The 14,791-nt window shown below is 59.7% G+C and carries 11 protein-coding genes; 9 read left to right on the forward strand and 2 right to left on the reverse strand.

Going from position 1 to position 14,791, the window contains the following annotated elements:
* Positions 1–186: 186 nt before the first annotated feature.
* From BK660_RS25115 to BK660_RS25145, 7 genes are all read left to right on the forward strand, one after another.
* On the forward strand, positions 187–522 hold the full coding sequence (locus tag BK660_RS25115; protein ID WP_123435594.1) for a YceK/YidQ family lipoprotein: 336 nt from the start codon (positions 187–189) through the stop codon (positions 520–522).
* Positions 523–686: 164 nt separating this feature from the next.
* Positions 687–2,444: a carbamoyltransferase family protein gene (locus BK660_RS25120; RefSeq protein WP_123435565.1), complete on the forward strand. Its 1,758-nt coding sequence runs from the start codon at positions 687–689 to the stop codon at positions 2,442–2,444.
* A complete protein-coding gene (locus tag BK660_RS25125) occupies positions 2,428–3,558 on the forward strand; it encodes a glycosyltransferase (protein ID WP_123435566.1) in 1,131 nt (376 codons plus the stop codon). Before BK660_RS25120 ends, BK660_RS25125 begins: the two co-directional genes overlap by 17 nt.
* Entirely contained in the window at positions 3,558–4,454 is an 897-nt protein-coding gene (locus tag BK660_RS25130; RefSeq protein ID WP_123435567.1) for an antimicrobial resistance protein Mig-14, read from the forward strand. Before BK660_RS25125 ends, BK660_RS25130 begins: the two co-directional genes overlap by 1 nt.
* A gap of 8 nt (positions 4,455–4,462) precedes the next feature.
* A complete protein-coding gene (locus tag BK660_RS25135) occupies positions 4,463–5,905 on the forward strand; it encodes a PIG-L deacetylase family protein (RefSeq protein WP_123435568.1) in 1,443 nt (480 codons plus the stop codon).
* On the forward strand, positions 5,902–7,056 hold the full coding sequence (locus BK660_RS25140) for a glycosyltransferase family 4 protein (RefSeq protein WP_123435569.1): 1,155 nt from the start codon (positions 5,902–5,904) through the stop codon (positions 7,054–7,056). Before BK660_RS25135 ends, BK660_RS25140 begins: the two co-directional genes overlap by 4 nt.
* A complete protein-coding gene (locus BK660_RS25145) occupies positions 7,053–7,937 on the forward strand; it encodes a glycosyltransferase (RefSeq protein ID WP_123435570.1) in 885 nt (294 codons plus the stop codon). Before BK660_RS25140 ends, BK660_RS25145 begins: the two co-directional genes overlap by 4 nt.
* 60 nt (positions 7,938–7,997) lie before the next feature.
* Here the strand turns inward: BK660_RS25145 and BK660_RS25150 are convergent, their stop codons facing one another.
* Positions 7,998–9,215, reverse strand: a complete 1,218-nt coding sequence (locus BK660_RS25150; RefSeq protein WP_123435571.1) for an acyltransferase family protein — start codon at positions 9,213–9,215, stop codon at positions 7,998–8,000.
* On the reverse strand, positions 9,215–11,077 hold the full coding sequence (locus BK660_RS25155) for a bifunctional O-antigen ligase/aminoglycoside phosphotransferase family protein (protein WP_123435572.1): 1,863 nt from the start codon (positions 11,075–11,077) through the stop codon (positions 9,215–9,217). The genes BK660_RS25150 and BK660_RS25155 overlap by 1 nt, the downstream gene beginning before the upstream one ends.
* 156 nt (positions 11,078–11,233) lie before the next feature.
* Here BK660_RS25155 and msbA point away from each other — a divergent pair, with 156 nt between their 5' ends.
* The gene (gene msbA / locus BK660_RS25160) at positions 11,234–13,036 is read left to right on the forward strand and encodes a lipid A export permease/ATP-binding protein MsbA (RefSeq protein ID WP_027922025.1); all 1,803 of its coding nucleotides are present in this window, start codon (positions 11,234–11,236) and stop codon (positions 13,034–13,036) included.
* A 204-nt stretch (positions 13,037–13,240) separates the two neighbouring features.
* Positions 13,241–14,665, forward strand: a complete 1,425-nt coding sequence (gene hldE / locus BK660_RS25165; RefSeq protein WP_123435573.1) for a bifunctional D-glycero-beta-D-manno-heptose-7-phosphate kinase/D-glycero-beta-D-manno-heptose 1-phosphate adenylyltransferase HldE — start codon at positions 13,241–13,243, stop codon at positions 14,663–14,665.
* Positions 14,666–14,791 lie beyond the last annotated feature (126 nt).

Consider the following 14,791-nt stretch of genomic DNA (forward strand, 5'->3'; position numbering starts at 1 on the left):
CATCGCGAGCAGGCTCGCTCCCACAGGGGGGGCGTGCGCGACGCAGATCCAGTGTAGGAGTGAGCCAGCCCTCCGAGATCTAGAGGACAAATTCTTATGAATTGTCCTACATGATCTACAGACCCCATGAACTGTGCCCTGAATAGCCACGATGCTAGTTTGCCTGACGTTCACGGAGGGCAAATCTTGACCATAAAAATGGCTGTTATGTTGGGTGCTTTTTCGCTCGCGCTGACGGGCTGCGGGACCGCTATGACGGTGCTGCAAGACGATGAAGACGCAGCCCGCAGTCTCAGGAAACAAAAAACCTACTGTCAGTCCATTCCCCGCATTTACAGCGGTCTGGCCTATGACTTTTGCGTATTGAATGCCCCGCCGGATCCTACCGGCTTCCTTGTGCCGTTCGTGCTGCTGGACCTGGGCCTGTCGGGTGTCTTCGATACCGTGTCCTTGCCGCTTACGATCTACCGCCAGGCTACAGACGGCAATCTCAGCATTTACTGGCGCCCAGGCCGTGGTTAAGCGGGGCGCCATGCTTTCCTCCCTGGTAGGACAATAAGCGCTGGGTCATTCCCGCCATGTTTACGCTATAATCCCGCCCTTTAGCTGTCTCTCGCCGCTTGCGAGGGCATATTAATTTTTGAGGCGCTTGTCGCCTGCACGCAGACTAAAGAGGCTAGACCCCTGTGGCATTGACGATTCTTGGCCTGTCCGGCGCCCTTAGCCATGATCCTTCCGCAGCCTTGTACATCGACGGCAAGCTGGTCGCGGCGGCTGAAGAAGAGCGCTTTGTGCGCGATAAACATGCAAAGAACCGCATGCCCTACGAGTCGGCGAAGTTCTGCCTGGAACAGGCGGGCATCAAGCCATCCGACGTTGATGTGGTGGCGATTCCATTCGCACCGATCAGCATATTCGGCAAGGCTCGCTGGCAGTACGCCAAGCGTTACTGGTACGCCCCGGACCGCGCGCTTGACGCGATCCTGATGGGCAACCGTCGCTACAAGCGCTATCGCAACAAGATTGTCTGGTGCCTCGAGCAACTGGGCTTCGATCCGAAGAAAATCAAGATCGAGCCGGTCGAGCACCACCTGGCCCACGCCTCCAGTGCTTACCACTGCTCCGGTTTCAAAGAGAAAACCGCGATCCTGGGGATCGACGGCAAGGGTGAGTACGCCACGACCTTCTTCGGTTACGGCGAGAACGGCAAGATCCACAAGATCAAGGAATTCTTCGATCCGGACTCCCTCGGCGGCCTGTATGGCGCGATCACCGAGTTCCTCGGTTTCGATATGCTCGACGGCGAATTCAAGGTCATGGGCATGGCGCCGTACGGCGACGCCAGCAAATACGATTTCTCGCGCCTGGCTTCGTTCGAAAACGGCGAACTGGTGATCAACACCGATTACGCCAACGTCATCGGCCTGCGTCGCTACAAAGAGAAGGGCAAGGGCTATTACTTCTCGCCGAAGCTGATCGAGTGGTTGGGACCAAAGCGCGAAGGCGACATCGCCGACGAGCCTTACATCCACTACGCCGCGAGCATTCAAGCGCTGTTCGAAAAAATCGCGCTGCAGATGATCGACTACTACCTGGGCGACGTGCTCAAGGAAACCGGCAAACTGGCTTACGCCGGTGGCTGTGCATTGAACGTCAAGCTCAACCAGAAAATCATCGCTCGCGATGACGTCAAGGAGCTGTTTGTCCAGCCTGCCTCCGGTGATGCCGGTACTGCGGTCGGTGCGGCAGCTTATGTGTCTAACGCCCGTGGCGTGCCGGTCGAGAAGATGGAACACGTCTACCTCGGCCCGTCGTACACCAACGAAGACGTGCTCGCTGCCTGTGCCCGTCACCCGAGCAAACCGGCCTGGCGCAAGCTCGACAACATGCCGGAAAACATCGCCAAGATCATGGTCGACGGCAACCCGGTGGCCTGGTTCCAGGGGCGTATGGAGTTCGGTCCGCGTGCCTTGGGCGGTCGTTCGATCATCGGTTGCCCGAGCGCCGTTGGCGTGGCTGACCGGATCAACCACCAGATCAAGTTCCGCGAGCGCTGGAGGCCTTTCTGCCCGTCGATGCTCGACACTGTGGCCCCGCAGATGATCAAGATCGATCACCCGGCGCCGTTCATGACCTTCACCTTTGAAGTGGCTGAAGAGTGGAAGACCCGCGTGCCGGAAGTCGTCCACGAAGACGGTACGTCCCGGGCCCAGGTGCTCAAGCGCGAGTACAACCCGCGCTACTACGACATGATGAAAGCGCTGGAAGTGCTGACCGGCAACGGCGTGTCGCTGAACACCTCGCTCAACCGTCGTGGCGAGCCGATGATCTGCTCGCCGACCGATGCCCTGAACATGTTCTTCGGCTCTGACCTACAGTATCTGATCATGGAAGACATCCTGGTGGTTAAAGAGGGCGCTGACGCATATGACTCGCTCGGCTGAACGCCATGTGTTGCAGTTCTGTCACGGCTATGACGGCCCGTTTCTGGACTGCGCCCGGCAGTACGCCAGCCTGTTCGCGGGGACTGGCTATCGAGTGACGACGGTCTTTCTGACCGGGGCCGCCGACAGTGAAGTCGCTGCGGGCTGCGCTTCCGATGAAGTGCTGTTCATGGAATACAGCTCCAAGGCCATTCGTGGCCTGAAGCTGGGCGCCATCGGCGATCTGCGCAAGATCGCCGCATCGCGCAATTTCAGCTTCTGCATTGCCCACCGATTCAAGCCGATCTACATCGCACTGCTCGGCACTTCGCTGCCGGTCATCGGTGTGCATCACGGGTTTGACGATTACAAGCGCGGCACTCGCAAACTCTTCGCCCATATTTTCCGCAAGCGCCTGAGCCTGCTCGGGGTCTCCGATGCGGTGCGTGACGACATGCGTCGTTGCCTGCCGAAATGGCCGGCCGGGCGGATTCAGACGCTCTATAACCGGATCGATGTGCCAGCGCTGCAGACCAGCCAGGTGTCGGTGCGCGAGGCTCGGGAAACCCTCGGCCTGTCAGCGGATGCCTGGATTGTCGGCAACGTCGGGCGACTGCACCCGGACAAGGATCAAACCACGTTGCTGCACGGTTTTGCCTTGGCATTGCCGCAGTTGCCGGCCAACAGCCAACTGGTGATTCTCGGTAGCGGTCGACTGGAACAGGACCTCAAGGAACTGGCCCGTGAACTGGGTATCGGCGATCGGGTGCTGTTCCTCGGTCAGGTGCCGGATGCTCGTCGCTACTTCCGTGCCTTCGATGTGTTTGCCCTGAGCTCCGATCACGAGCCGTTCGGCATGGTGCTGCTCGAAGCCATGGCCGCTGGCGTGCCGTTGCTCGCGACCGCATGCGGTGGCGCGCGGGAAGTCGTTGAAGGGGTCGGCATCCTGTTTCCGTTGGGCGATGCCGAACGTCTGGCCCAAGGGCTGCACCATCTGGCCGCGATGGACGCACAGCAACGTCACCAGTGTGCCGAGTTGATGCTCGACCGCTTGCGTGAGCGTTTCTCCGACCGCGCCGTGCGCGAGGCTTTCTGGCATTTGCCACACGTCACAGAACTGGCACCGAGGGGCTGATGCTCAATCGATTTCAAGGCTGGCGCGAACGTGGCTGGACGGTGGTCGACGCCTCGACTTATGCACAGGCCTGGCAACGTTTTGGCGGTAGCGTCGCGACGCATCCCATGGTGGTTGAGCGTCTGGCGCAGTTGGCCGACATCCCGGTGCGCTACCTGGCCTGGGAGCACAACGGTGAAGTGAAAGCCGCCATCCCGACCTGGGGGCGCGACCTGGCGCTGTCCAAGGACGTGCTCAAGCGCCGTGGCAAAAAAGGCTTGTTCGACCTCGGCAATGCCGAGGTGATCCTGCCGGCGGCTGCCGATGCAAAAGCACCTCTGCGCCATCGCGGGCGTTACCTGTCGGCCCTGAACGAAGGCCGTTTCAGCGATCTCAAGCTACAGGCCGAACAACTGGCCATGGCGCGCACGCCCGAAGAACTGTCGAAAAAATTCCGCTACAACCAGCGCCGTGAATTGCGCCTGCTGGAAGAAGCCGGTGGCGTTGTGCGTCCGGTCGCCGAGTTTTCCAGTGCCGAACTGGCCGCGATTTATTGCGACTTGTTCCAGCGTCGCTGGGGCTTCCCGGCTACGGGGGCAGAACGCATGGGCGAGGTGATCGAGCTACTGCGCGACTTGCTGATCGGCTCGGTGATTTTCCTCAACGATGCACCGATTGCAATTCAACTGGTGTACCGCGTCGAAGCGCCGGAATGGATCAGCGTCGAGTACATCAACGGTGGCGTCGATCCTGAAACCCGCGAGTTCAGCCCCGGCAGCGTGCTGAGTTTCCTCAACACGCAAAGTGCCTGGGAGCACGCTCGCGCCCTCGACAAGCCATTGCGGTTTTCCTTTGGCCGCGCCGACCGGGAATACAAAGACCGCTGGTGCAATCCTGTGCCGGTTTTTACCGTGTGAGTGAACCCATGAGCCGCAAACAGCAACTGCTCAAGCGCCATCGGCGCAACAAACGCATCAGCCTGTTGATCGCGCTGGTGGTGTTGATTGCCCTCGGCGTGCTGGTGGCCTGGTGGTTGCCGTTGGTGCTTGCCGTGCTGGGCTGGATTGCCCATGAGGCCTGGTTCGCCGACCACCTGTTTTATTCCCCCAAAGACGATTACCAATACAGCTTTCCGCCCTACACCCCGCAACCCAAGGTGCACCTGGACGGCGAACGTTTGCGGCTGGATGAAGGCGTAATGCTGGTCGACGACGCCACACTGGTGTTGGCGCTGCGAGTAAAAAGCAACTGGCTGGGTCGCTTTATCGATCCGGTGGTGGAGTTGTCGGGTGGCGATAACCCGGACCGCCAAACCTTTGAGCGTGGCGTCGACGGCCTGCGCTACCTGAACCTCAGTGGTCAGGCGCAAGTGCTGTCGCGCGGTGAGTTGCGCCTGCGTGGACGCTTCTGCCGCGTGCTCGGCGAGCCGGTGTTGTGGGCGCTGGAGCAACCTGACTTCCGTCGTCAACGGGTGATGGTGATTGCGCCTCACGCCGACGATGCCGAACTGGCCGCCTATGGTTTGTACAGCCAGGCCGATGAAGCCTGGATCGTCACTCTGACGGCGGGTGAAATCGAAGCCGAACACTATCAACAGATCGGTCTGAGCAAGGTCGAGGCGGCGCGCCTCAAGGGTCGTTTGCGGGCCTGGGACAGCATTGCGGTGCCACGCTGGGCTGGCGTGCCGCAAGCGCATTGCGTGCAGCTGGGTTATTTCTGTCTGCAACTGGCGGCGATGCAGGCCACGCCGGCACAACCGGTGGCTTCGCGGGAAGCGGACCTGAGCGACACCCGGCTGTTCCGCCAGTTGAACCCGTTTGCCCTGCCGGGCGATGCCGACGGCGCACCGACCTGGAACAACCTGTTGGCCGATCTGCGTGAATTATTACTGCGAGCACGGCCCGAAGTGATCGTGCTGCCGCACCCGACCCTCGATCCGCACCCCGATCATATCTGTGCCCAACAAGCAGTTATCGAAGCCTTGAAAGGCCTGGAATGGCAGCCGACCACATTGCTCGGCTACGCCAACCATCTGCACGACAACGACCGCTGGCCAATGGGCGACGACGGTCATGGTATCGCGTTGCCTCCAGCCTTCGACCCGGCCACGTCGATGCAGCCTTGCTGCCTGCCATTGTCGCTGGAGCTTCAGCGCGACAAAGCCATGGCGCTGGGCATGATGCATGACCTGCAACCGCCCATGCCGTTCAAGCGACGTCTGCGCCGGTTGATCCAGCGTCTGTTGGCCAGGCGCAAGCCGCCGGCCTACGGCGAGAACGAATTCTTTCGCAAGGCGGTTCGACGTCACGAGCTCTTGTGGATACTCAAGCACACACCAACAAACGCTTCTCAGCGGGGAGAGTTATGAGCCAGCGGCTAAAGGTTCTGCAATTGCAGCCTGACTACAACGTCAAAGCCCATGATTTTGCCGACCTCGCAGAGCAGATCGTCAAGGCGCTGCCCGGTGATCGCTACGAAGTGACGGCGGCGTTCCTGCGCGGCAAGCCCGGGCCGGGTGAGGCGGTAAGCCGGGCCGACCGTTCGGTGTATTTTGAGTTTTCCGACAAGTCCCTCAAAGGCATGCGCCTGCGGGCGATGTGGGCGCTGTACAAGTTTTGCCGCGCGGAAAAGTTTGACGTGGTGATCTGCAACCGCTTCAAGCCCGTGAACATGATGCTGACGCTGAACCGCTGGTTGAAAGTGCCGCTGTGCATCGGTATTTCCCACGGTTTCGGCGAGTACGACCGGTTTTACCGGCGCCGCCAGACCCAGCGCCTGATCGATCGTCACTGGCGTTTTGTCGGTGTGTCGCCGGCGGTCAAACAGTACCTGCTGGACTGCGATTGCGGTTTCACCGACCAGAACACCTACGCGATCACCAACGCCATCGACATCGAGCAGGCCGAAGGCTTGCAGCACAGCCGCGAACGCGCCCGCGAAATGCTCGGCATCGATCCATCGGTACGCCTGATTGGCGCGCTGGGGCGTCTGGTGCCGGTCAAGGGTCACACGTATCTGTTGCAGGCGTTTGCCGCGCTCAAGGACAAGTACCCGAACAGCCAGTTGGCGATCATCGGTGCAGGCCGCGAAGAGTCGCGCCTCAATGCCGAGATCGAACGCCTGGGCCTGACCGGGCGTGCGCACCTGCTGGGCTTCAAGGAAATCGCCTTGCAGTACATCCGCGCCTTCGACATCTGGACCATGCCGTCCCTGGCGGAAGGCCTGGGGTTGGCGCTGCTCGAAGGCATGAGCGGTCATCTGCCGGTCATCGCCTCCAACGTACCGGCCATGCTGCCGCTGATTGAAGGGGCGGGCGGGCTGGCGATTACGCCCAAGGATGTGCCGAGCCTGGTCGCTGCGCTGGATACCTACCTCGGGCTGTCGGATGACGAACTCAAGGCCAAGGGCGAGCAGGCCTATCGTTATCTGCAGGAACAACACGACATCGAGGTGTTCCGTCAGGAGTACCTGAACCTGATCGACTCCGGCCTGGATCAGGCCCGCAAGGAACAACCATGAGCGCCGCGCAACCTCTCGTCACGGTCATCATCGCGTCGTACAACCACGCTCCCTATATTGAGGAAAGCATTCTCAGCGTCCTCAACCAGACCTACAAAAACATTGAGCTGCTGGTGGTCGATGACGGCTCCAAAGACGACAGCGTTGAACGCATCAACGTGCTGCAGGCGCAGTATGGATTCGATTTTCGGGTTCAGCAGAATCAGGGCCTGACCAACACGCTCAACGGTGCCATCGCTCGCTCAAGCGGCAGTTTGATCGTGCCGTTCGGTTCCGACGACATCATGTTGCCGGAACGCATCGCCACTCAGGTCGAGTACATGGATGGCAAGCCCGAGGTCGGTATCTGCGCCGGCAACATCGAGCTGATCGACGCCGACGGCAATCTGTACCCGGAGAAGCGCCAGCGTCGGGATGTGCCGTTCCGTCGCCTGGACTTCGATGACATGTTTCTGGAGCGTAAACCCTATCCACCGGCCCCCACCCTGATGATCCGCCGGGAAGCGCTGGACAAGGTGGGCGGGTTCGATCCGGACATTCGCCTGGAAGATTTGGCGATCGAATTGAAGGTGACCCATGCCGGTTACTTTATCGATGGCCTGAATGTGCTGATGGCGCGCTATCGCAAGCACGCCACCAACTCCTACAAGAACCATCGCTTCATGATCGACAACATCCTGCGTACCTACGCCTTGTTCAGCGATCATCCGCTGTACGACGAGGTTCGCTACAAATCCCTCAACTCGATGTTCCTCAAGACCGCCAACCGCGATCGCAAGCTGGCTCGTGAACTGCTGGCGCAGATCCCGTTCAAGGCCTGGAACAAGAAGACCTGGCGCGGTCTGGGGCGTCTGTACTTCTCGCCGCTGGAAAAAGACTGACCCTGCCTTGAGGCGCACTTTGTAGCAGCCGGCGCCAGCTGCTACAAAGGTGCGTCGACTTCAGCGAGCGATTTTCTCTGCCAGAGCCTTGTCGGCTTTTTTGCGTTGGCGCAGCCACTGCAATACTGTCCTGCCGGCCGTAATACCCGGCTTCTCGATGTACAGGAACGTCAGGCTGCTGATGATGATCAGCAGGCAGCTGCACACGGCCAGCAGCGGCAGGAAGGTCCAGATGTCGCGGACGTCCAGGTGAAGCACCAGCGGCAGGCGCTGGACTAACACCCACAGTACGAAGCCGTGCAGCAAATAGGTGCTGTAGCTGATTTCACCGAGCCAGCGGATGCTGCGTGGTTTCAGTGCGCCAAACAGGGTGTTGCCGGATGCCACGATCACGAAAAACAACGACATGAGCAGCATTGGCCTCAGGCTGAAAGCGCGGTTGAATGCCGTGAAGGCAATCACCAATGCCAGCAGCGCGATGATCCCCGCCATTCGAGTCTGACTCCAGGCCACCAGTTGCGGTCGACGAATCCAGTACGCAGCGCCGATACCGCCGAGAAAACTCGCCAGAAAGTGTTTTTTCAGCGAGTGTTCCAGGCCGACCACTTTATACAGCGCGACAATGCCGATCAGGCACAACAGCACTTGCAACCAACTGCCCCGGTAGATAAACACCATGCCGGCAAGGGGCAGTGCCATATAGAAAAACACCTCGTAGCCCAGGGTCCAGGTGACGTTGGAGATCAGCATGCCGGTTTGGTGGTACTGATTGACGTCGGGTCGGTCGAAGGTCAGCCAGGCCAGTATCTGGCCAATGAAGCGGATGCCGGAGTCCTTGAGTTCCCAGTTTTGCAGGTAGAACACCGTGACGAATACGATCAGCATCAGCGGCAGGTACAGCGGGTACAGACGAAACAACCGCGATACGGCAAAGGCCAGCCAGTCGTGTTGACGTCCCTGGGTGAGCAATCGGCTCCAGAACAGAAAACCGGTGATCATGAAAAACAGCGCGACACTGCCTTGTCCGAGCTGTGAGTAGAAGTTGCTCGGCGGAAAATCGATCACGCCTGTGCGCAGGAAGATCAAGGTAATGATCGAGTGGTGCACGAACACGCCGAACGCCAGATAGCCGCGTAGCCCGTCAATGCTGGCATAACGGCTTTCACCGGAATGTTCGATGTGTCGGGCGATTTTCGGGACGGCACGCACTAACAGGGCGGCGGTCACGATGGCCAGCAGATAAGCTGCCAGCGCAATGAGTGGGTTGGTTTCTGTCATCAATGAGCCCGGGCCGGGGAGCTCCCGGCCAGCACTTGCCTGTGCAGGTTCTCGACAGCGGACTTCGGTGCCGTCATGGCGTAACCCTGAAGCAGCGCTTCGAAGTGCTCTTCGAACAGCCAGCGCCGGTCCACGGTGTAACGCTGCATATGGCGCAAGTTGCGCTGACGCAAGGCCAGGCTCAGGGATGAAGGGTAAATGCGCAGGTCAGCCACATCGATCAAGCCAAACTCGCCATCCTCAAGCACCAGTACGTTCCCCAGGTGCAGCGAACGGAAGTAGACGCCTTGTTCATGCAGTTGAGCCATGAACTTGCCGAAACGCTCCACCAGTGCCTGGCGCACCGCCGGTGCGGTAATGCCCTGCAGGACCTGGCGCAGCGTATTACCGGGCAGCGGCGAATAGTGCACAGCGCTGCTGCCGTCTGCGAGGCGATACAGGTCAAGAATAGGCGGGGCAGGAATCCCGAGATTGCGCAGTTGCATGCTATTGACGGCAAAGCGTTCGGAGTAGGGGTTGAAGCTGCCCGAGGTGTACCAGCGGCGCCCGCGAAACAGCTTGAAGAAGCTGCCATCGAGCAGGCGCAGGACTTTAGGGCCCAGGCCATCTTCTTCGATCACCTGTGCATTGGCGCTCAGTTGCTGCTGGGCCGTCGCGGTCAGCGTCTTGATGGGCATCGCCAGCAAGCGTCTGGCGCGCTGGTTGATGCTGAGTGCGACGATCAACGCCAGCGGGATCCACAGCAGGAACCAGTGTTCCTTGGGACGAGAGATGATACCGCCGCCCTCGGTCAGGCCTGCGCCGATACCGAATATCAGCCAGGTCGAGGCGATGATAAACAGCGGTTGCAGACGATTACGCCAACTGCTGTACAAGCTCCAGAGCTGGAAAAACAACCACGGCAGTAAACCCATAACACCCACGTAATAGAGCACGCCCAGAACGAAGCTATGGGGTTCCTGGAAACTGACGCCGACGCCCGGGTCGATGGTCAGATTGGCGCTATAGCCATGACCGATCCAGGGGTGATCGGAAATTTTCTGCACGGCCAGTTGCCAGATTTCGAAGCGATAAGAGTCGCCGCGTTCAATGATCATTCGCGCAAACAGTACATAGACCGTGGCTGCGCTGGCGACCAACCCCCCCATCAATACGATGGAGCGACGGTTCCAGCAAACGAAGCTCAGCCAGAGTGCCGCCATCGTCAATGCAACCAGAGGCGTCCTCGAGCCGGTGGCTATTACGGCGGTGAACATGATGACCATCGCCGGGAGACTCAGCCAGAGCATCTGCCGGCGCTTGCAGACCATGCTCATGCTCATCCAGTAGGCAGCGTAAAAGCCATACATATGAGAGCTCAGCAGCGGGTTGTCGAATGCACCGCCACCGATCAAACGCAAACCTGGCTCATACACGCGGGCGAACATGACCAAGTCGTGGGTGGTGCCGATCAGTCCGATCATTGCCGCGGCGAACAGCAACGGCTGGATGATTTCGCTGCGATAGCGCACCAGCATGTAACAGCCAGCAAACAGCAGCAGGGTATGCAAAGGTGGTTTGAACTGGCCGCCCAAGCCCCCCTTTTCCGGTCCCCAGCACAGACTCAACAGCGCCCAGGCCGCGAACACCAACACAGCGACGAAGACCGGTTCACGAATCATTTCCTTGAGTTCACGGGGACGCAGGCACAGGGCGATCAGCGCAGGAATGCTGAACAGGCCATAAAAAAGCTTGTGGTGCAAACTTCGGCCCGGCAAGAAGAACAGGGCACACAGGAGCAAGAGATAGCCGAGTGGAAGAATCCAGAGGCAAATGAAATCGAAAACTCGATTTGACGCACTATTGAAACCGCTGAGTTGCATGCTGAGAGATTCAATCCTGAAGTTGATCGGCCATTTCGGGGTGATGGCTATTTGATGCTTAATTCGATGCGTAACAATAACAGCCTTTATGCGATTGCCAGAACCCTGAAGAAGCTGTGCTAAAGTCAGCGTCCTTTTTATCGACAAACGCGTGATATGACCGACTCCAGTCTCTCCGCAAGCCCATCGAGCTTGAAAATCTACTTCCGCCTGCTCGGCTATGTCCGGCCGTACATCAGTCTGTTCCTGATCAGCATCGTCGGCTTTCTGATTTTCGCTTCGACCCAGCCAATGCTCGGCTACATCCTCAAGTACTTTGTCGATGGCCTGTCCAATCCTGAGGCAGCGCTCTTCCCGACGGTGCCTTACCTGCGCGACCTGCAATTGTTGCAGGCGGTGCCGCTGCTGATCATCCTGATCGCCGCGTGGCAAGGGCTGGGATCCTATCTGGGCAACTACTTTCTAGCCAAAGTTTCCCTGGGTCTAGTCCATGATCTGCGAGTACAACTGTTCAATAACCTGTTGGTCCTGCCCAACCGGTATTTCGACAAGCATAACTCGGGTCATCTGATTTCGCGTATCACCTTCAACGTTACGATGGTCACCGGGGCGGCCACAGATGCGATCAAGGTCGTAATCCGTGAGGGCATGACGGTGATTTTCCTGTTTGCCTCGCTGCTGTTCATGAACTGGCGCCTGACGCTGGTCATGGTCGCCATCCTGCCGTTGATCGCCGTCATGGTGCGTACCGCGAGCAAGAAATTTCGCAAGCAAAGCAAGAAAATCCAGTTGGCCATGGGTGACGTGACGCACGTGGCTTCGGAAACCATTCAGGGCTATCGCGTGGTGCGCAGCTTCGGTGGCGAAGTCTACGAAGAAAAACGCTTCTTCGACGCCAGCCAGGGCAACACCGACAAGCAACTGCGCATGACCCGCACGGGTGCCATCTACACGCCGCTGCTGCAGCTGGTGATCTACACCGCCATGGCAGTGCTGATGTTCCTGGTGCTGTACCTGCGTGGCGATGCCTCGGCCGGTGACATGGTTGCCTACATCACCCTGGCCGGCCTGTTGCCCAAGCCAATTCGCCAGCTGTCCGAAGTCAGCTCGACCATCCAGAAAGGCGTGGCGGGTGCCGAAAGTATTTTCGAACAACTGGACGTTGCGCCTGAAGTCGATACCGGCACCGTCGAGCGCGATGCCGTCACCGGTCGCCTGGACGTACGCAACCTGAGCTTCACCTACCCGGACACCGATCGCCAGGTGCTCAACGACATCACGTTCTCGGTCGAGCCGGGGCAAATGGTGGCACTGGTCGGACGTTCAGGCAGCGGCAAGTCGACCCTGGCCAACCTGATTCCACGCTTCTATCACCACGACAAGGGCGAGATCCTGATCGACGGTGTTGAAGTGGAGCAGTACAAGCTGCTCAACCTGCGCAAGCACATCGCCCAGGTGACCCAGCATGTGACGTTGTTCAGCGATACCGTGGCCAACAACATCGCCTATGGCGATCTGGCTGGCGCGCCGCGTGAAGACATCGAGAAAGCGGCGCGAGACGCCTACGCCATGGATTTCATCGCGCAGTTGCCCGAAGGCCTGGACACCCAGGTCGGCGAGAACGGTGTGCTGCTGTCCGGTGGTCAGCGTCAGCGCCTGGCGATTGCGCGAGCCCTGTTGAAGAACGCACCGTTGCTGATTCTCGACGAGGCCACCTCGGCGCTCGACACTGAATCCGAGCGCCACATTCAGGCGGCGCTGGATCAAGTGATGAAAGGCCGGACCACGCTGGTGATCGCTCACCGACTGTCGACCATCGAAAAGGCTGACCTGATCCTGGTCATGGATCAGGGTCGGATCGTCGAGCGCGGCACCCATGCCGAGCTGCTGGCGCACAACGGTTACTACGCCCGCCTGAACGCCATGGGCCTCGACGCCCCGGCTGAAGACATCGCCTGACCACTGCTCGCCGGGCGCGCAATGCGCCCGGCGATTTGTATCCAGACCTTTACCCTTCTTGACCAAACCGGTCTGTTATAGATATTTCTGCTCAATAACTGAACAGATTTGCCCGCAAAATCATCCCGTTGCAGCCGTCACGCAAGCCAGCGCCAACCCTGTGGTAATATCGCGCCCCTGTTCATTTTGTATGTGGGTTGCTCCATGAAGTTGTCCATGCCGCGATTCGATCAAGCCCCTGTCTTGGTGGTCGGCGATGTCATGCTCGACCGTTACTGGCATGGTGGTACCTCACGGATTTCCCCTGAGGCGCCGGTACCGGTGGTCAAGGTCGAGCAAATCGAGGACCGCCCGGGCGGTGCCGCCAACGTTGCGTTGAACATTGCCGCGCTCGGTGCTCCGGCGTCGCTGGTCGGCGTGACCGGCGACGACGAAGCGGCCGACAGCCTGGCCAATAGCCTACAGGGCGCAGGTGTCCGGGCTATCTTCCAGCGCATCGCGCACCAGCCGACCATCGTCAAGCTGCGGGTCATGAGTCGTCACCAGCAATTGCTGCGTATCGATTTCGAAGAACCCTTCGCCACCGACGCGTTGGCGCTTGGCGAGCAAGTCGATGAATTGCTCGAAGGCATCAAGGTGCTGGTGCTGTCCGACTACGGCAAAGGCGCCCTGAAAAACCATCAGGTGCTGATCCAGGCCGCTCGTGCCCGTGGCATTCCGGTGCTGGCGGATCCCAAGGGCAAGGATTTCTCGATCTACCGTGGCGCCAGCCTGATCACCCCGAACCTCAGCGAGTTCGAAACCATCGTTGGTGGTTGCGCCGATGAGCACGAGTTGGTGAGCAAAGGCGCGCAGTTGATGCACGACCTCGACCTCGGCGCTCTGTTGGTGACCCGTGGCGAACACGGCATGACCTTGCTGCGCCCGGATCATCCGGCGCTGCACCTGCCGGCCCGTGCCCGTGAAGTGTTCGACGTGACCGGTGCCGGCGACACGGTGATTTCTACCCTGGCAGCGGCGATTGCTGCTGGCGAAGAATTGCCCCATGCGGTGGCCCTGGCCAACCTGGCGGCGGGCATCGTGGTCGGCAAACTCGGTACGGCAGCCATCAGCGCCCCGGAACTGCGTCGCGCCATCCAGCGTGAAGAAGGTTCCGAGCGCGGTGTGTTGGGCCTTGAGCAGCTCTTGCTGGCCGTCGCCGATGCGCGAGCGCACAAAGAGAAGATTGTCTTCACCAATGGCTGCTTCGACATTCTGCATGCCGGCCACGTGACCTACCTCGAGCAGGCACGGGCCCAGGGCGATCGTTTGATCGTTGCGGTCAATGATGATGCTTCGGTCAGCCGCCTGAAAGGGCCGGGTCGTCCGATCAACAGCGTCGACCGTCGCATGGCGGTTCTGGCCGGTCTGGGCGCGGTGGATTGGGTGATCAGCTTCCCTGAAGGCACCCCGGAAAACCTGCTGCGCGAGGTCAAGCCGGACGTGTTGGTGAAGGGTGGTGATTACGGGATCGACCAAGTCGTCGGCGCAGACATCGTGACCGCTTATGGCGGGACGGTGAAAGTGCTGGGGCTGGTAGCGAACAGCTCGACCACGGCGATTGTCGAAAAAATCCGTCAATCCGAGTGAGACGACGCGGTCACCTGTGGCGAGGGAGCTTGCTCCCGCTCGGCTGCGAAGCAGTCGTAAAACCTGCGAGTGCGATGTGACTGGCAGAATGCTGGGGGCCGCTCCGCAGCCCAGCGGGAGCAAGCT

This window comes from Pseudomonas brassicacearum, assembly GCF_003732265.1.
GTDB classification, from domain to species: domain Bacteria; phylum Pseudomonadota; class Gammaproteobacteria; order Pseudomonadales; family Pseudomonadaceae; genus Aquipseudomonas; species Aquipseudomonas brassicacearum_D.

What these genes read in the sequence shown, in the direction of transcription:
- BK660_RS25125 (WP_123435566.1), top strand. Translation starts at nt 2,428, where the DNA reads ATGACTCGCTCGGCTGAACGCCATGTGTTGCAGTTCTGTCACGGCTAT.
- BK660_RS25130 (WP_123435567.1), top strand. Translation starts at nt 3,558, where the DNA reads ATGCTCAATCGATTTCAAGGCTGGCGCGAACGTGGCTGGACGGTGGTC.
- BK660_RS25135 (WP_123435568.1), top strand. Translation starts at nt 4,463, where the DNA reads ATGAGCCGCAAACAGCAACTGCTCAAGCGCCATCGGCGCAACAAACGC.
- BK660_RS25140 (WP_123435569.1), top strand. Translation starts at nt 5,902, where the DNA reads ATGAGCCAGCGGCTAAAGGTTCTGCAATTGCAGCCTGACTACAACGTC.
- BK660_RS25145 (WP_123435570.1), top strand. Translation starts at nt 7,053, where the DNA reads ATGAGCGCCGCGCAACCTCTCGTCACGGTCATCATCGCGTCGTACAAC.
- BK660_RS25150 (WP_123435571.1), bottom strand. Translation starts at nt 9,215, where the DNA reads ATGACAGAAACCAACCCACTCATTGCGCTGGCAGCTTATCTGCTGGCC.
- BK660_RS25155 (WP_123435572.1), bottom strand. Translation starts at nt 11,077, where the DNA reads ATGCAACTCAGCGGTTTCAATAGTGCGTCAAATCGAGTTTTCGATTTC.
- msbA (WP_027922025.1), top strand. Translation starts at nt 11,234, where the DNA reads ATGACCGACTCCAGTCTCTCCGCAAGCCCATCGAGCTTGAAAATCTAC.
- hldE (WP_123435573.1), top strand. Translation starts at nt 13,241, where the DNA reads ATGAAGTTGTCCATGCCGCGATTCGATCAAGCCCCTGTCTTGGTGGTC.